This is a genomic window from Nocardioides solisilvae, assembly GCF_003194625.1.
GTDB classification, from domain to species: domain Bacteria; phylum Actinomycetota; class Actinomycetes; order Propionibacteriales; family Nocardioidaceae; genus Nocardioides; species Nocardioides solisilvae.
Genome location: NZ_QHKX01000001.1, coordinates 177,125 through 193,419, shown reverse-complemented (window position 1 = coordinate 193,419; position 16,295 = coordinate 177,125). Strand labels below are relative to the sequence as shown.

Sequence of the window (16,295 nt, the reverse complement as noted above, 5' to 3'; positions counted from 1 at the left end):
GTGACGGTCTCGGTCGGCCTCTCCACCGCCTCGGTCTACCCCGAGTCGACCGCGCACGCCTTCTCCCACGCGGCGGCCCTGGGCTACGACGCCGTCGAGGTGATGGTCGGGATGGACGCGCTCTCGCAGCAGACCTCCGCCGTCCGGCAGCTCTCGGAGCACCACGGCATCCCGGTCAGCGCCGTGCACGCCCCCTGCCTGCTCTGGACGCAGCGGGTCTGGGGCACGGAGCCCTGGGGCAAGCTCGAGCGCTCGGCGCGGATGGCCGAGACGCTCGGGGCGCCGGTGGTGGTGGTGCACCCCCCGTTCCGCTGGCAGAAGGAGTACGCGAGCGGGTTCGAGGACGGGATCGCCGCCCTCGAGGCCTCGACCGGGCTCCACTTCGCCGTGGAGAACATGTATCCCTGGCGGGCCGCCACCCGGCGCCGCGGGACCCGGGCGATGGAGATGTACTCGCCCCACTGGGACGTCTCCCGCGGTGACTACGCGCACACCACGCTCGACCTCTCGCACGCCGCGACGTCCCGCTCCGACGTGGTCGAGCTGGCGGAGCGGATGGGGGAGCGGCTGCGCCACCTGCACCTCACCGACGGGCACGGCAGCGCCAAGGACGAGCACCTCGTGCCGGGTCGCGGCGGGACCCGCGCGCGCGAGCTGCTGGAGCACCTGGCCGGCACCGGCTTCGACGGATCGGTCGTCGTCGAGATCAACACCCGCCGGTGCGGCACCGTCGAGGAGCGGGTCGCCGACCTGGCCGAGTCGCTCGCCTTCGCCCGCGAGCACCTCGGCGTCCGGACGGGCTAGGGCGGGCGCGGGCGTGGCCGGGGCGGCGGTGCGGGTCGAGGGCCTGACGGTCGTGCGCGGCGGCCGCACGGTCCTCGACGGGCTCGACCTCGAGGTCGACCGGGGCGTCACCGGCCTCCTCGGCCCCTCGGGCTCCGGCAAGACCACGCTGATGCGCAGCGTCGTGGGGGTCCAGCGGGTGCGCGCCGGCCGGGTGGTCGTGCTGGGCGAGGAGGCCGGCTCCCCGGGGCTGCGGCACCGGGTCGGCTACGTCACCCAGGCCACCAGCGTCTACGGCGACCTCGGCGTGGCCGAGAACCTGCGCTTCTTCGGCCGTGTGCTGGGCCTGCGCGGCGACGCGCTCGCCGCCCGGGTCTCGGCGGTCCTGGACCGGGTCGACCTGGCCGGGGAGGCCGACCGGGTGGTCGACCGGCTCAGCGGCGGCCAGCAGTCGCGGGTCAGCCTCGCGGTGGCGCTCCTCGGCGAGCCCGACCTGCTGGTCCTCGACGAGCCGACCGTCGGCCTCGACCCGGTGCTGCGCCGGGACCTCTGGTCGCTCTTCCACCGGCTGGCCGACGCGGGGACCGTGGTGCTGGTCTCGAGCCACGTGATGGACGAGGCCGAGCGCTGCGACCGGCTGCTGCTCATGCGGGAGGGGGCGGTGATCGGCGACGGCTCGCTGGCCGAGCTGCTGGCGCGGACCGGGGCCGCCGACGTGGAGCAGGCCTTCCTGCGGCTGGTGGGGTCGGCATGAGCGGCCCCCGCGCGGGGCTGAGCCCCCGCAGGGTGCTCGCCGTCGCGGGCCGGGTGCTCACCCAGGTCCGCCGCGACCGCCGCACCCTCGCGATGCTGCTGGTGCTGCCGTGCCTGCTGATGACGCTGCTGTGGTGGCTCTGGTCCGACGTGCCCGGCGGGCTCTTCGACCGGGTCGGCCCGGCCCTGCTCGCGGTCTTCCCCTTCTTCGTGATGTTCCTGGTCACCAGCGTGACCACGCTGCGGGAGCGGACCGGCGGGACGCTGGAGCGGCTGCTCGCGATGCCGATGGGACGGCTCGACTTCCTCGTCGGCTACGCGGTCGCGTTCGCGCTGCTGGCCGCCGCCCAGTCGGTGCTGGCGGTCGGGGTCAGCGTCGGGCTCCTGGACCTCGACGTGCGGGGTCCGCTGTGGCTGCTCACCGTCGTCGCGGTCGCCGACGCGGTCCTCGGCACGGCGCTGGGCCTGTGCGTGAGCGCCTTCGCGCGCACCGAGTTCCAGGCGGTCCAGTTCATGCCGGCCGTCGTGGTGCCGCAGATCCTGCTCTGCGGCCTGCTCGTCCCGCGCGACGAGATGCCGCCCGTGCTGGCGACGGTCGGCGACCTGCTGCCGCTCTCCTTCGCGGTCGACGCGATGTCGGGGCTCAGCCGCAGCACCGCCACCGGAGAGGTCTGGCAGGACGTCGCCGTGGTCGCCGCCTTCGCCGTCGCCCTCCTCGGGGTCGGAGCGGCGACGCTGCGACGCCGTACCCCGTAGCCTGATGCGCATGTCGTTGCTCCGCCAGCCCATCCTCGTGCTCGCGCGCTCCACCAAGGTCAAGGAGCTGATCAGCACGCTCCCCGTCTCCTCCGGCGTCGTCGCGAGCTACGTGCCGGGCGAGACCACCGAGGCCGCCGTGCGGGCCACCGCCGACCTGGTCGCCGACGGGCTCGCCGTGACCCTCGACTTCCTGGGGGAGGACACCACCGACCAGGCGCAGGCCGACCGCACGGTGGCGGCGTACGTCGAGCTGCTCGAGCAGCTCTCGACCCGGGGGCTGGGGCGGCGCGCCGAGGTGAGCGTCAAGCTCAGCGCGATCGGCCAGGCGCTGCCGACCCGCGACGGTGTCACCGGCCAGGCGGTCGCGCTGGCCGGGGCCCGGACCATCTGCCTGGCGGCCCGCAACGCCGGCACCAGCGTCACGCTCGACATGGAGGACCACACCACCACCGACCGGACCCTGGAGATCCTGCGCGAGCTGCGCAAGGACTTCCCCGAGACCGGGGCGGTGCTGCAGGCGGCGCTGCTGCGCACCGAGGACGACTGCCGCGCGCTCGCCCACGAGGGGTCGCGGGTGCGGCTGTGCAAGGGGGCCTACCTCGAGCCGGCCGACGTCGCCCACCAGGAGCGCGCCGAGATCGACAAGGCCTACGTGCGCTGCCTCAAGATCCTGCTCGCCGGGCAGGGCTACCCGATGATCGCGACCCACGACCCCCGGATGGTCCAGATCGCGTCGTCGCTGGCCAGCCGCTACGGGCGGGCCCAGGGGACCTACGAGTTCCAGATGCTCTACGGCATCCGACCGGCCGAGCAGCGCCGGCTCGCGGCCGCCGGGGAGACGATGCGGGTCTACGTCCCGTACGGCGCGGAGTGGTACGGCTACCTCATGCGGCGGATGGCCGAGAAGCCCGGCAACGTCTCCCTCTTCCTCAGGTCGCTGGTCCGCAAGAAGTAGTGGCCGCGGCGGGCGGGGCCGGCGTACCGGCACAATGGCCCGCATGAAGCAGACCGCGATCATCGGCGCCGGCGTGATGGGCGAGACCCTCCTCTCCGGGCTGGTCCGCGCCGGCCGGCGCGTCGACACCCTCCTGGTGGGCGAGAAGCGCGCCGAGCGCGCCACCGAGCTCGAGGAGCGGTACGGCGTCACCGTGCTCGGCAACGTCGAGGCGGCGCAGCGCGCCGAGACCGTCGCCCTCGTGGTCAAGCCCCAGGACATGGCCGACGTGCTCGCCGAGCTCGCGCCCGTGCTGCGACCCGGCCAGCTGCTCGTCTCCCTCGCGGCCGGGATCACCACCGCCTGGATCGAGGAGCGGGTGCCCGAGGGGGTCGCCGTGGTCCGCGTCATGCCGAACACCCCCGCGCTCGTCGACGAGGGGATGGCCGCCCTCTCGCCCGGCTCGCACTGCGACGAGGCGCACCTCGCCGAGGCGGAGTCGCTCATGGACTCCTGCGGCAAGGTGCTCCGGGTGCCGGAGAAGCAGATGGACGCCGTCACCGCCATCTCGGGCTCCGGCCCGGCCTACGTCTTCTTCGTCGTCGAGTCGATGATCGAGGCGGGCGTCCACCTCGGCCTGCCGCGCACGACGGCGACCGAGCTCGCCGTCCAGACGCTCGTCGGCTCCGCGGTGATGCTGCGCGAGACCGGCACCCACCCCGTCGTGCTGCGCGAGCAGGTCACCTCGCCCGCCGGGACCACCGCCGCCGCGCTGCGCGAGCTCGAGGTGCACAAGGTCCGCGCCGCCTTCCTCGCCGCGATGGAGGCCGCCCGGGACCGCTCCCGCGCCCTCGCCGAGGGCGCCTGAGGCCGTCGCGCCGTCCTGACCGGCCTCAGGCGAAGGGGTCGGGCAGCAGGCCCGGGGTGGCCGCCAGCACCTCGCGTGCCCGGTCGCGCAGCCGGTGCTCGACCAGCACCTCGTAGCGGGTGGCGACGACCGCCTGCACCGAGGAGAAGTCACGGCGGCCGCGCGTCGCGGCGTACCCGGCCAGGCCCCAGACCAGGCCGAACACCGCGCCGAACGAGGCCGCCGACGCCAGCATCGCGAGCCACCCGCTCCCCTCCACGAAGAGCCCGAGCAGGAGGCCGAGGAAGACGCCCAGCCACAGCCCCGAGAGGAGGCCGGCACCGGCGACCCGGCCCCAGGTGAGCCGACCCGTGATCCGCTCGACCTGCTTGAGGTCGGTGCCGACGATCATGCAGTTCTCGACCGGGAACTCCTGTTCGGAGAGGTGGTCCACGGCCTTCTGCGCCTCGGCGTAGGTGTCGTAGACCGCCAGGGACTGCGGGAACTCCAGCGCGAGCAGGCGGGTGTCGGGGTTCATCTGGGAGCCGGCCATGCCTCCATCCTGCCGCAGGAGCGGTGGGGGGCGGGCGCACGGACCCGTGACCCTCACGGGACGCGGGCGCAGGGGAAGGCGCACGACCGCGGCGCGCGGGGAGTAGCGTGCGACACATGAGGGAGTGCCACGGGCCCGCGAGCGTCGTCTTCGACAAGGCGCTCGCCGAGTACGACTTCGGTCCGCACCACCCCATGTCGCCCCTGCGCGTCGACCTGACGATGCGGCTCGCCGAGCAGCTGGGCGTGATGGAGCGCGGGCTCCAGGTGGTGCAGGCGCCGGTGGCCGAGCTGGAGCTGATCGCCTCCGTGCACTCCGAGTCGCTGATCGAGGCCGTGCAGCGGGTCGGCTCGACCCGCGGGCTGGTCGACGAGAAGCACGGCCTCGGCACCGAGGACAACCCCGTCTTCCCCGACATGCACGAGGCCTCGGCCCACGTCGTCGGGGCGAGCGTCGAGGCGTTCCGCCAGGTCTGGAGCGGCGAGTCGCTGCACAGCGCGAGCGTGGTCGGCGGGCTGCACCACGCGATGCCCGACCGCGCCAGCGGCTTCTGCATCTACAACGACGTGGCGGTGGGCATCCGCTGGCTGCTCGACCAGGGCGTGGAGCGCGTCGCCTACGTCGACGTCGACGCCCACCACGGCGACGGCGTCGAGAAGGTCTTCTGGGACGACCCCCGGGTGCTCACCGTCTCGCTGCACGAGACGGGCCAGATGCTCTTCCCCGGCACCGGCTTCCCGGCCGACCTGGGCGGCCCGGAGGCGACGGGCACGGCGGTCAACGTCGCGCTGCCCCCGGGCACGGCCGACGCGGGCTGGCTGCGCGCCTTCCACGCGGTGGTCCCCGAGCTCGTCCGCGAGTTCGCCCCGCAGGTGCTGGTCACCCAGCACGGCTGCGACTCCCACATGGAGGACCCGCTCACCCACCTGATGCTCAGCGTCGACGGCCAGCGCGCGGCGTACCTGGCGCTCCACGACCTCGCCCACGAGGTCGCGGACGGGCGGTGGGTGGTCACAGGCGGGGGCGGCTACGCGATCTCCACGGTGGTGCCGCGGGCCTGGACCCACCTGCTCGCGATCGTCGGGGGCCACCCCCTGGACCCGGCGCAGGACACCCCCGAGGCCTGGCGCGACCACGTGGTCGAGGTGCTGGGCGGCGGCGCTCCGCACCGGATGACCGACGGCCGTACGCCGGCCTACCGGGACTGGCGCGACGGCTACGACCCGGAGACCTGGCTGGACCGCGCGATCCACGCCACCCGGATGGAGGTCTTCCCGCTCCACGGGCTCGATCCCTACGCCTGAGAGCCCGCGGCGGGAGCCTCGTTCAGCCGAAAATCAACGCGACACGCCGTTTCCGTGAAGTTTCAGTAGTCATTCTCTTCCCCACGGGTCACAGGAAGCCCTATTCTCACCGAAGACGCCACACGTCTGTGACGCCGGCGGGGAAGCCGGCGCCGTGGGGCAGAAGGACAGGTGCAGAGATGGCCAACCCCTCGGACCGGGCAGACGTCAAGTTCCTCACCATCGCCGAGGTGGCCGCGATGATGCGCGTCTCCAAGATGACGGTCTACCGCCTCGTGCACAACGGCGAGCTGCCCGCGGTGCGCGTGGGCCGCTCGTTCCGGGTGACCGAGGACGACGTCGACGAGTACCTCCGCAAGAGCTTCTTCAACGCCGGCTGAGGCGACTCCCGCCCGCCGGACGCCGCCCACCGGGTGGCACCCGATTCTGCCGGGCTGGTGCTGGCCAGTAGGCTGACACCTCGGTCCGGCGACTCGTCGGAGCCGTGAGGACGTTGAAAGGTTTCCCGTGGGTTCTGTCATCAAGAAGCGGCGCAAGCGCATGGCCAAGAAGAAGCACCGCAAGCTGCTGAAGAAGACGCGCGTGCAGCGTCGCAAGCTCGGCAAGTAAGCAAGGCCTCGCGATCATGGGGAGGGTCGTGCTGGTCACCGGGACGTCCCGGGACGTGGGTCGCCGCTTCGCGCGCGCGGCCGCTGCCGACCCCTCCATCGATCGCGTCATCGGCGTGGACGTCGTCCCGCCGCGCGGTGACATCGGCGACGTCTCCTTCGTCCGCGCCGACATCCGCAACCCCGTGATCGCCAAGGTGATCGCGCGGGAGAACGTCGACACCGTCGTGCACATGAGCGTCATCGCGACCCCCGCCGGCTCCGGCGGGCGCACCGCGATGAAGGAGCTCAACGTCATCGGGTCCATGCAGCTGCTGGCCGCGTGCCAGCGGGCCCCGGGCGTCAAGCACATGGTCGTGAAGTCGAGCACCGGCGTGTACGGCGCCAGCAACCGCGACCCGGCCATGTTCACCGAGGACATGGGGGCCAAGAAGCTCCCGCGGTCCGGCTACGCCCAGGACGTCACCGAGGTCGAGGGCTACGTCCGCGGCTTCGCCCGCCGTCGCCCCGACGTGCGGGTCACGATGCTGCGCTGCGCCAACGTGATCGGCGCCCACGTGGTCAGCCCGATGACGTCCTACTTCCGGATGCCGGTCGTCCCGATGGTGCTGGGCTTCGACCCGCGCCTGCAGTTCCTCCACGAGGACGACCTCTACGACGTCCTCCTCCACGCGACCACCCACGACGTCGAGGGCACCTTCAACGTGGCGGGCGACGGCGTCCTCATGCTGACCCAGGCCGTGCGCCGGCTGGGCAAGGTGGGCCTGCCGCTCCCGGCGCTGGCCCTGGGCCGGGTGGAGTCGATGCTGCGCTCGGCGCGGCTCGCCGACTTCTCGCCCGAGCAGCGCAACCTGCTCACCTACGGCCGCGGGGTGGACACCACCCGGATGCGCGAGGTGCTGGGGTTCACCCCCCGCTACACCACCGCCGAGGCCTTCGCCGACTTCTGCCGCAGCCTGGGTCGTGGCGACCGGGCGCCTCTCGCGACCACAGGAGGTTCCCGTGCCTGAGGCAGAGATCATCCCCCTCGGCACCGGTGGCCGCCCCGGCCGCGGGACCGGCCGCGCCAAGCCGTCGTCCGCCGCGCGCAACCTCGCCGGCAAGCCCGCGCCCGCCCCCAAGCGGTCGCGCGCCGCGAGCCCCGCCGCGGGCAGCGACCCGAGCAAGGACCCGAGCAACGACCCGAGCCGCGCCGCGGGCGCCGGCACGCAGGCCCACGCCGGGGCCGCCGGCCGGTCCGAGCCGCGCAGCCCCTTCACCACCGAGGAGCGCGAGCCCACGGGCGGGATCCCGGTCGGGGAGTGGCTCGGCGCGATCGAGGCCGGGGCGCGCGAGGTCTTCGGCGACCACTGGGAGCGCCGGCTGGCCGAGCTGCTCGCCTTCGTCCGCAAGCGGCTGGACGGCGACTACCCGGTCGACGACTTCGGCTTCGACCCCCAGCTCACCGAGCACCTGCTGCTCGCGGTGCTGCGGCCGATCGCGGAGAAGTGGTTCCGGATCGAGGTCCGCGGCGTCGAGAACATCCCGACCGACGGCGGGGCGCTCGTCGTCTCCAACCACTCGGGGACCATCCCGGTCGACGGACTGATGACGATGTTCTCGGTCCACGAGCAGACCGGCCGGTTCCTGCGGCCGCTGGGCGCCGACCTCGTCTTCCGCCTCCCGCTGGTCGCCTCCATCGCCCGCCGTGCGGGTGCGACGCTCGCCTGCCAGGCGGACGCCGAGCGGATGCTCACCTCCGGCGAGCTGGTCGGGGTCTGGCCCGAGGGGTTCAAGGGCATCGGCAAGCCGTTCTCCGAGCGCTACAAGCTGCAGCGCTTCGGCCGTGGGGGGTTCGTCTCGGCGGCCCTGCGCACGGGGGTCCCGATCGTCCCGCTGTCGGTGGTGGGGGCCGAGGAGATCTACCCGATCGTCGGCAACCTCTCGACGCTGGCGCGGCTGCTCAACCTGCCCTACCTGCCCGTCACGCCGTTCTTCCCGCTGCTGGGCCCCCTCGGCCTGGTGCCGCTGCCGTCGAAGTGGCTGATGGAGTTCGGCGAGCCGATCCGCACCGACGCCTACGACGAGGCCGAGGCCGAGGACCCGATGCTGGTCTTCGACCTCACCGACCAGGTGCGGGAGACGATCCAGCAGACCCTCTTCTCCCTGCTCAGGGACCGGGGTTCCGCCTTCCCCCGTTGACCCCGCGCAGCACCCCGGAGACCAAGCCGCGGACGCCGCCGGTGGTCTGCTCCACGGCCTCGCCGACGGGGGTGCCGAGCAGCGTGCCGGTGACCTCGCCCAGCACCTGGCCGACGTCACCGACGAGGCCGGCGTCCGTGGGCTCCTGGTCCGCCGGGCCGGTCGGACCGGTGCCGCTCGGCTCGCCGGACCCGACGAGCGCCTCGGTGAGCTCCTCCACCACGTCGCTCGGCGTCGGGAGCGGCACCGAGGTCGCTGCGGGAGTCTCCTCGGTGCGCTTCGCGGTCGGGCTGGGGGACTGCTTGGGCGACGCGCTCGCGGAGCCCTGGTCGGTGGGCTTGGAGGTCGGCGGGTCGGTGGGCCCGGTGCCGCCCGGTCCGCCCGTGGGCGAGGCGCTGGGAGTCGCGTGGGGGGACGCGCTGGGGGAGGCGGACGGCCCGGCGGGCTCGCCCTCCTGACCCACGCCGGGAGTGCCCGGCCCGACCGGGTCCCCGGCTCCGCCGGGCGCCTCGGCCGGGTCGTCTCCGACGGCCGGCCCCTCGCCGGAGGCCAGCGGCAGCGGTCCGTCGGCGCCACCGGCACCGACCGGGACGGGGGCGGTGAGGAAGCGGGGGACGACGAGCACGTCGGGTCCGCCGCAGTCGGGGCACGCCGCGACGGCGCGGTCGTCGAGGGCCACGAGCACCTCGGCCGCGGCGACGAGCGGGTCGCGGGCCTCGGCGGGCAGGTCCGGGGCGAGGGCCTCGAGCCGGGGGAGCGCGGCCGCGGCGAACTCCCGCACCGCGAGCACCGAGGAGCGGCGTCCGTCGGCCTCGAAGTCGGAGAGCAGCAGCCCGCCGCCCTCCTCGGCCTGGGCCGCGAGGTCCTCGAGCGTCGGCCCGGTGGCCCCGAGGCTGTCGTCGTCGCCGCGCGCGACCAGCTCCTCGAGCTCGTCGAGGCGGGAGCCGGCCCGGGCCAGCAGCAGCTCGCCCTTGTCGCGGTCGCCGGTGGCGAGCTGCTCCCGGGCGGACTCCAGGACCGACTTCACCGGGTAGAGCAACTCGCCCGGCATCGCCGCCTGCGAGGCCGCGCCGACCGAGCCGCTGGCCGCGAGCACCGCGGCGGTGCCGAGGACGGCGGCCACCCGCCGGTCCCGCACCTGCCGGGCCGGCGTCCTGACCCCGGTGCTGACCCCGGGGCCAGTGCCGGGGCCGGTGCCGTCGCGCAGCCCGCCCGCCCGCGCGCGCGGCACGAGGACGGTCGCGGCCTCGGCGACGAGCCGGTCGCGCAGGTCGGCGACGAACTCCGCCCGGGGCGGGGTGTCCGGCACCCGCGCGAGCCGGTCCGCCAGCGCGTCCAGCTCGGCCAGCGCCGCCGCGCGCCGACGGGACCCGGGCAGGCCGGGCAGGCGGGACGGGCGGGACGGGCGGGTCATGGCTGGCGGTTTCCTCGGGAGCGCGCCCGGACCGCCGGGAACGGCCGGGTCACTGGTGGCAACGAGCCGGAGGGGGCGGAGGTTACGGTCCTCACGGCTCGGCCATCTCCGCGGGCAGCCGCCGGGCCAGGGTGCGCAGGCCCCGCAGCTGCAGCTGCTTCACCGCACCCGTCGAGCGGCCGAGCACCTCGCCGACCTCCGCCAGGCTCATCCCCTGGAGGAACCGGAGGGCCAGGCAGTCGCGCTGGTCGTCGGGCAGGGAGCGCAGCGCCGCGAGCAGCACCGCGTGCGTGGCGGAGGCCAGCGCCGCCTCCTCGGGCCCGGGGTCGCGGCCGCCGACCACCCGGTCGCGGTCGAGGGCCGCCTCGTGCGGTCCGAGGTCGTCGGTGCTGCTCTCGAGCCGGGTGCGGCCCGACTTGAAGTGGTCGGCCGCCAGGTTGCGGGCGATCGTGGTCAGCCACGCGCCGAAGTCCCGGCCCTGCCAGCGGAAGTCCTGCATCGAGCGGAGCGCCCGGAAGAAGGTCTCGGAGGTGAGGTCCTCGGCGAGGGTGACCGATCCCGTGCGGTGCAGCAGGAAGCGGTGCACGGCGCGGTGGTAGTGGTCGAAGAGCAGTCCGAAGGCCTCCGCGTCGCCGCCGCGGGCAAGCTCGACCAGGGCGATCAGCCGCTCGCGCTCGGCCTCGTCGACCTCGTTGGCGGTCGCGCGGTCCCGGTCGCCGGGTCGGGTCCGGCCGCGACCCCGGGGCGCGGGCACGTCGGGCGCGGCGGCGGTGCCGGCCCGGGCGGGCGCCTGCAGCCGGGGGCCCGCCTCGGCGAGGAGCAGGCCGTCCGGGACGGCGTACCGCAGCTCCCCGGTCGGGCTCAGGGTGGGGAGCAGGGTCGGGCGCAGGGCAGCCAGTGCCGCGCGGCGGAGCTCCTCCAGCCCCGCGCGGGCGTCGTGCCTCCCGAGCATGCCGCGCCCCTCCCTCCCTCGTGGTTTCGAGGCTAGGAGGGGACGCGCGGTTTGGGAAGGGGTAGCGTGACAGGAGCGCGCAAGATGTCACATGTCGGACGGGGCTCAGCCGTGGCGGCGGCCGCGCACGGCCAGGCCGGCGGCGATCCCGCCCGCGGTGGCGCCCGCGGCGGCACCGGTGAGCAGCCCGATCCGGGCGGCCTTCCGCCCGGTCCGGTAGTCGCGGATCCGCCAGCCCTGGGCCCGGGCATGTGCGCGCAGCGCGGGGTCGGGGTTGATCGCGACGGGGTCGCCCACCAGGGAGAGCATCGGCAGGTCGTTGATCGAGTCGGAGTACGCCGAGCAGCGGGCGAGGTCGAGCCCCTCGCGCTCCGCGATCGCCCGGACCGCCTCGGCCTTGGCCGGCCCGTGCAGCAGGTCGCCGACGAGCTTGCCGGTGTAGACGCCGTCGCGGTGCTCCGAGACCGTGCCGAGCGCCCCCGTCAGCCCGAGCCGCCGGGCGATGATGGAGGCGATCTCGATCGGGGCCGCCGTGACCAGCCAGACCCGCTGCCCCCGGTCGAGGTGCATCTGGGCCAGCGCCCGGGTGCCGGGCCAGATCCGGTGGGCCATCACCTCGTCGAAGATCTCCTCGCCGAGCTCCTCGAGCTCGGCGACCGTGTGCCCGGCGATGAACCCGAGGGCGGAGTTGCGCGCGTCCTCGATGTGCTCGGGGTCCTCCTTGCCGACGACGCGGAACCAGGCCTGCTTGTACATCGCGCCGACGATGTCGCGGGTGGTGAAGAACTTGCGCTTGTAGAGCCCCTTGGCCAGGTGGAAGATGCTCGCGCCCTGCATGACGGTGTTGTCCACGTCGAAGAAGGCGGCGCTCGTGGCGTCGGGTGGCGTGGCGAGCGCGACCTCCACCTCGGCGGAGGCGGCGGCTGCCTCGCCGGCCAGCGCGGAGCGGCGTCGGAGGTCGGACGGTGTGCGGTGCTGTCCGGGGCGCGTCACCGGTCCAGCGTAGTGGGAGACGAGGGGGGTCGGTTGTGCAAGTATCACGGCCATGCCGCGCAGCTCTTCCGTCGCCGACCTGGTGGTGTCCGCCGCCGCCGAGTGCCCCGACCGGCTGGCCCTCGTGGAGGTCGGCGGCCGCAGCCTGACCTGGGCCCAGCTCGACGAGGAGGTGGGCCGGGTCGCCACCGGCCTGGGCCGCGCCGGGCTGGTCGCCGGGATGCGGGCCATGATCGTGCTCGGCAACCGGCTGGAGTTCGTCACCTGCTACCTCGGCGCCCTCGCGGCGCAGGTCGTCGCCGTGCCGGTCAACCCCGGCTCCACGGCGTACGAGCTCGCCCGGATGCTCGCCGACTCCGGCGCCCGCCTCGTGGTCGCCGACGGCGGCACCGCTCCCGCGGTCCGCGAGGCCTTCGAGATGCTGGCCGCGGCGCGCGAGGGTCGCCCCCTCGCCGAGGGGGAGCTCGAGGACGACCTGATGGAGCGGGCCCGCGACCCGCGCCTCGTCGTCATCGGCGACGCCGCCCACCCCGGCTCCGACGCCAGCTATGCCCAGCTCGTGGCCGAGCCGCCCGGGCCGCGCCCGCTCCTGCAGGACCCGGAGAAGCTCGCGGTCCTCCTCTACACCAGCGGCGCCTCGGGCCGGCCGCGCGGCGCGATGCTCACCCACCGGGCGCTGGTCGCCAACATCGAGCAGGTCGCCGCGGTCCAGCCGCCGATGATGCACGGGGACGACGTCGTCCTCGGGGTGCTGCCGCTCTTCCACGTCTACGGCCTCAACGCCGTGCTCGGCAGCGTGCTGCGGCACCGCGCCAAGCTGATCCTCGTCGACCGCTTCGAGCCCGAGACCACGCTCGACCTGATCGACGACGAGGCCGTCTCCGTGGTCCCGGTCGCCCCGCCCGTCTTCGCCCACTGGCTCCCGGTCGAGGGGCTGCGCGACCGGCTCGGCCCCGTCCGGCTCATGCTCTCCGGCTCCGCGCCGCTGGCGGCCGAGGTGATGGACCGGTTCACCGAGGCGTCCGGGGTCGAGGTGCACCAGGGCTACGGCCTCACCGAGGCCGCGCCGGTCGTCACCTCCACCCTCTGCAGCCGCCACCCCCGCCGCCCGGGTGACGCGGACGGCGTGCGGCACACCGGCTCGGTCGGCGCGGCGCTGCCCGGCATCGAGCTGCGGCTGGTCGACGAGCACACCGGCCACCTCGAGGGCGACGACCCCGGCGAGATCCAGGTGCGCGGCGACAACCTCTTCTCCGGCTACTGGCCCGACGGCGCCGGCGGCCCCGACGCCGACGGCTGGTTCAGCACCGGCGACGTGGGCTACCTCGACGCCGACGGCGACCTCTACCTCGTCGACCGGGTCCGCGAGCTCGTCATCGTCTCGGGCTTCAACGTCTACCCCTCCGAGGTCGAGGAGGTGGTCCGCGAGGTCCCGGGCGTGGTCGAGGTGGCGGTGATCGGCGCCGACGACCCCGAGACCGGCGAGCGGGTCGTCGCCTACGTCGTGGGTGACGGCTCGGTCCCGGCCGACGACCTCGAGGCCGCCGTGCGGGAGCGCACCACGAGCCACCTGGCCCGGTTCAAGCACCCCGCCCGGATCGAGGTGGTCGCCGAGCTGCCCCGGACCGCCACCGGCAAGATCCAGAAGGGCCGGCTGCGCGGCATCGAGCGGCGCCGGGCCCTGGGCCTGCTGGAGTAGCGGCTCGTGTCCGAGGAACGTGGTCTGGAGGGGACCCGCGGGCTGGCCCGGGTCGTCGTCTACGGCCGGCAGGGCTGCCACCTCTGCGAGGAGGCGGTGGGGGTGGTGCAGCGGGTCTGCGCCGAGACCGGCGACACCTGGACCGAGGTCGACGTGGACGACGACGGCGATCTGCTCGACCGCTTCTCCGAGGAGGTGCCGGTGACCTTCGTCGACGGTCGCCAGCACGACTTCTGGCGAGTCGACGAGACCCGGCTCCGGGCGGCGCTCGCCCGCCCCTGAGCGCGTCCCGCCGGCGCCGGGTGGCGCACCTCACGCTCACGGCCCCCGCCGCCGCGGGGCGCCCCAGACGCGTGCGCCGCGGACCGGACAGATTTTGTTCTCGCGTTCACAAACTCCTACAGTGAGGAGCGCCGAGCGATTCCGGACCCGGACCCGACCGGGCCGTCGTTCTGGCTGGAAAGAAGAACCAGTGACTGCACGGACTTCACCCGAGGCGGCCAGGGAGATCCCTGAGGCGACGGTCGCTCGGCTCCCGGTCTACCTGAGGGCCCTCACCAGCCTCACGGAGGCCGGCACCGCGACGTGCTCCAGCGAGGAGCTCGCCGCCGCGGCCGGGGTCAACAGCGCCAAGCTGCGCAAGGACCTCTCCTACCTCGGCAGCTACGGCACCCGCGGCGTCGGGTACGACGTGGAGTACCTGCGCTACCAGATCGCCCGCGAGATCGGGGTCACCCAGGACTGGCCCGTCGTCATCGTCGGGATCGGCAACCTGGGCCACGCCCTGGCCAACTACTCCGGCTTCCGCAGCCGCGGCTTCCGCGTGGTCGCCCTGCTCGACGCCGACGCCTCCCGCCACGGCGAGCTCGTCGCCGGCGTCGCGGTGCGGCCCTTCGACGACCTGGCGGCGATCGTGCGCGACAACGACGTGGCCATCGGCGTCATCGCCACGCCGGCGCCGGCCGCCCAGGACGTGGCCGACCGGATGGTCGAGGCCGGCATCTCCAGCATCCTCAACTTCGCCCCCGGCGTCCTCTCGGTGCCCGAGGGGGTCGACGTGCGCAAGGTCGACCTCTCGATCGAGCTCCAGATCCTCGCCTACCACGAGCAGCGCAAGGCCCAGCAGGCCCGGCCCGACGGGTCGGTCGACGAGGTGCCGGTCCCGCTGGTCGAGCAGGGCCTGGTCGACCAGGGGAGGGTCTCGTGAGCGTCCTGGTCGTGGGGATCTCCCACAAGTCCGCGCCCGTGGCGGTGCTGGAGCGCCTCGCGCTCGACGCCGACGGGGTCAGCAAGCTGGTCACCGACGTCTCCGCCTGCGAGCACGTGCTCGAGGCGACCGCGATCGCCACCTGCAACCGGCTCGAGGTCTACGCCGACGTCGAGCGGTTCCACGGCAGCGTCGAGGAGCTCTCCCGGATGCTGGTCGAGCAGGCCGGCGAGACCACCGAGGCGATGCTTCCGCACCTCTACGTCCACTACGACGACGGCGCGGTCTCCCACCTCTTCCACGTCGCCGCCGGGCTCGACTCGATGGTGGTCGGCGAGGGCCAGATCCTCGGCCAGACCCGCGAGGCGCTGCGCGTCGGCCAGGAGCTCGGCACGGTCGGCCCGGCACTCAACCTGCTCTTCCAGCAGGCCCTGCGGGTCGGCAAGCGCTCCCACGCCGAGACCGACATCGACGCCGCCGCGCCCTCCCTGGTCACCGCCGCGCTGCACCACACCACCGAGCCGCACGGCGGCCTCGGGGGCCGCAAGGTCGTGGTGCTGGGTGCCGGCTCGATGGCCGCGCTCGCCACCGCGACCGTGACCCGGATGGGCGCGCGCGAGGTGGTGGTCGCCAACCGCTCGCTGGAGAACGCCGAGCGCCTCGCCGCGGAGTACGACGTCTCCGCGCTGCCGCTGGCCGAGCTCGACACCGCCCTGGCCGACGCCGACGTCCTCATCACCTGCACCGGCGCGACCGGGATCCTGGTCAGCGCGGCGATGCTGGCCACCGCCCGCGGGGAGCGCACCGAGCGCCTCGACGTCATCGACCTCGCGCTGCCGCACGACGTCGACCCCGACGTCGCGGCCCTGCCGGGGGTCGAGCTCACCGGGCTGGCCCAGCTGGCGGCGGTCCTCGACGCCGAGGACGCCTACCGCGACGTCGTCGGCGTGCAGGAGATCGTCGCCGAGGAGGTCAAGGCGTTCCTCGCCGCGCGCCGCCAGGCGAGCGTCACGCCCACCGTCGTCGCGCTGCGGACCATGGCCACCGGCGTGGTGGAGAGCGAGATGGACCGGCTGGCCACGCGGCTGCCCGAGCTCGACGAGGCCGTCCGCGCCGAGGTGCGCCGCACGGTGCACCGGGTCGCCGAGAAGCTGCTGCACCAGCCGACCACCCGGGTCAAGGAGCTGGCCGCCGAGAGCGAGCCCGTCTCCTACGCGGAGGCGCTCGCCGAGCTCTTCGCGCTCGACCCCCAGGCGGTCTCGGCCGTGACCCGCGGCATCGTGCCCGGCGAGGGGGAGGCGCGATGAG

Annotated in this window: 18 protein-coding genes; 14 read left to right on the top strand and 4 right to left on the bottom strand. The window is 74.4% G+C overall.

Annotation, left to right across the window (positions count from 1 at the left end; genetic code table 11):
* From DNK53_RS00985 to proC, 5 genes are read left to right on the top strand one after another with little or no spacing between them, the layout of a single operon-like run.
* Positions 1-804 (top strand): sugar phosphate isomerase/epimerase family protein, encoded by an 804-nt coding sequence (locus DNK53_RS00985; RefSeq protein ID WP_110180462.1) that lies wholly within the window; start codon positions 1-3, stop codon positions 802-804.
* A gap of 13 nt (positions 805-817) precedes the next feature.
* Entirely contained in the window at positions 818-1,537 is a 720-nt protein-coding gene (locus tag DNK53_RS00980; RefSeq protein ID WP_110180461.1) for an ABC transporter ATP-binding protein, read from the top strand.
* Entirely contained in the window at positions 1,534-2,292 is a 759-nt protein-coding gene (locus tag DNK53_RS00975) for an ABC transporter permease (protein ID WP_204163693.1), read from the top strand. The genes DNK53_RS00980 and DNK53_RS00975 overlap by 4 nt, the downstream gene beginning before the upstream one ends.
* Before the next feature lie 10 nt (positions 2,293-2,302).
* On the top strand, positions 2,303-3,250 hold the full coding sequence (locus DNK53_RS00970; RefSeq protein WP_239456296.1) for a proline dehydrogenase family protein: 948 nt from the start codon (positions 2,303-2,305) through the stop codon (positions 3,248-3,250).
* A gap of 43 nt (positions 3,251-3,293) precedes the next feature.
* A complete protein-coding gene (gene proC, locus DNK53_RS00965) occupies positions 3,294-4,097 on the top strand; it encodes a pyrroline-5-carboxylate reductase (protein ID WP_110181319.1) in 804 nt (267 codons plus the stop codon).
* 25 nt (positions 4,098-4,122) lie between these two features.
* Here proC and DNK53_RS00960 read toward each other — a convergent pair whose 3' ends face one another.
* A complete protein-coding gene (locus DNK53_RS00960; protein WP_110180460.1) occupies positions 4,123-4,629 on the bottom strand; it encodes a YflT domain-containing protein in 507 nt (168 codons plus the stop codon).
* A 116-nt stretch (positions 4,630-4,745) separates the two neighbouring features.
* On the opposite strand from DNK53_RS00960, the gene DNK53_RS00955 reads away from it, so the two are divergent.
* The 5 genes from DNK53_RS00955 (at position 4,746) to DNK53_RS00935 (ending at position 8,722) form a co-directional block, all read left to right on the top strand.
* Complete coding sequence (locus tag DNK53_RS00955) at positions 4,746-5,933, top strand: acetoin utilization protein AcuC (protein WP_110180459.1); 1,188 nt, start codon at positions 4,746-4,748, stop codon at positions 5,931-5,933.
* A gap of 179 nt (positions 5,934-6,112) precedes the next feature.
* Positions 6,113-6,313, top strand: coding sequence for a helix-turn-helix domain-containing protein (locus tag DNK53_RS00950; protein ID WP_110180458.1), 201 nt, complete (start codon positions 6,113-6,115; stop codon positions 6,311-6,313).
* A 127-nt stretch (positions 6,314-6,440) separates the two neighbouring features.
* On the top strand, positions 6,441-6,542 hold the full coding sequence (locus DNK53_RS00945; RefSeq protein WP_008356322.1) for a 30S ribosomal protein bS22: 102 nt from the start codon (positions 6,441-6,443) through the stop codon (positions 6,540-6,542).
* A 16-nt stretch (positions 6,543-6,558) separates the two neighbouring features.
* Complete coding sequence (locus tag DNK53_RS00940) at positions 6,559-7,551, top strand: NAD-dependent epimerase/dehydratase family protein (protein ID WP_110180457.1); 993 nt, start codon at positions 6,559-6,561, stop codon at positions 7,549-7,551.
* On the top strand, positions 7,544-8,722 hold the full coding sequence (locus DNK53_RS00935) for a lysophospholipid acyltransferase family protein (protein ID WP_110180456.1): 1,179 nt from the start codon (positions 7,544-7,546) through the stop codon (positions 8,720-8,722). The genes DNK53_RS00940 and DNK53_RS00935 overlap by 8 nt, the downstream gene beginning before the upstream one ends.
* On the opposite strand, the gene DNK53_RS00930 is transcribed toward DNK53_RS00935, so the two are convergent.
* The 3 genes from DNK53_RS00930 to DNK53_RS00920 form a co-directional block, all read right to left on the bottom strand.
* On the bottom strand, positions 8,691-10,136 hold the full coding sequence (locus tag DNK53_RS00930) for a DUF5667 domain-containing protein (protein ID WP_110180455.1): 1,446 nt from the start codon (positions 10,134-10,136) through the stop codon (positions 8,691-8,693). The two genes, DNK53_RS00935 and DNK53_RS00930, sit on opposite strands and share 32 nt — an antisense overlap.
* 91 nt (positions 10,137-10,227) lie before the next feature.
* Positions 10,228-11,088, bottom strand: a complete 861-nt coding sequence (locus DNK53_RS00925; RefSeq protein ID WP_110180454.1) for a sigma-70 family RNA polymerase sigma factor — start codon at positions 11,086-11,088, stop codon at positions 10,228-10,230.
* Positions 11,089-11,193: 105 nt separating this feature from the next.
* Positions 11,194-12,081 (bottom strand): HAD family hydrolase, encoded by an 888-nt coding sequence (locus tag DNK53_RS00920; protein WP_239456295.1) that lies wholly within the window; start codon positions 12,079-12,081, stop codon positions 11,194-11,196.
* 52 nt (positions 12,082-12,133) lie between these two features.
* Between DNK53_RS00920 and DNK53_RS00915 the strand changes: the two genes are divergently transcribed.
* From DNK53_RS00915 to DNK53_RS00900, 4 genes are all read left to right on the top strand, one after another.
* A complete protein-coding gene (locus DNK53_RS00915; protein WP_110180452.1) occupies positions 12,134-13,780 on the top strand; it encodes a class I adenylate-forming enzyme family protein in 1,647 nt (548 codons plus the stop codon).
* A 6-nt stretch (positions 13,781-13,786) separates the two neighbouring features.
* The gene (locus DNK53_RS00910; protein ID WP_239456294.1) at positions 13,787-14,062 is read left to right on the top strand and encodes a glutaredoxin family protein; all 276 of its coding nucleotides are present in this window, start codon (positions 13,787-13,789) and stop codon (positions 14,060-14,062) included.
* 190 nt (positions 14,063-14,252) lie between these two features.
* Positions 14,253-14,987 carry a redox-sensing transcriptional repressor Rex gene (locus tag DNK53_RS00905; protein WP_110180451.1) on the top strand — a complete coding sequence of 245 codons (735 nt, stop codon included), beginning with the start codon at positions 14,253-14,255 and terminating at the stop codon, positions 14,985-14,987.
* Positions 14,984-16,294, top strand: a complete 1,311-nt coding sequence (locus DNK53_RS00900; protein ID WP_110180450.1) for a glutamyl-tRNA reductase — start codon at positions 14,984-14,986, stop codon at positions 16,292-16,294. The genes DNK53_RS00905 and DNK53_RS00900 overlap by 4 nt, the downstream gene beginning before the upstream one ends.
* Position 16,295: the final 1 nt, after the last annotated feature.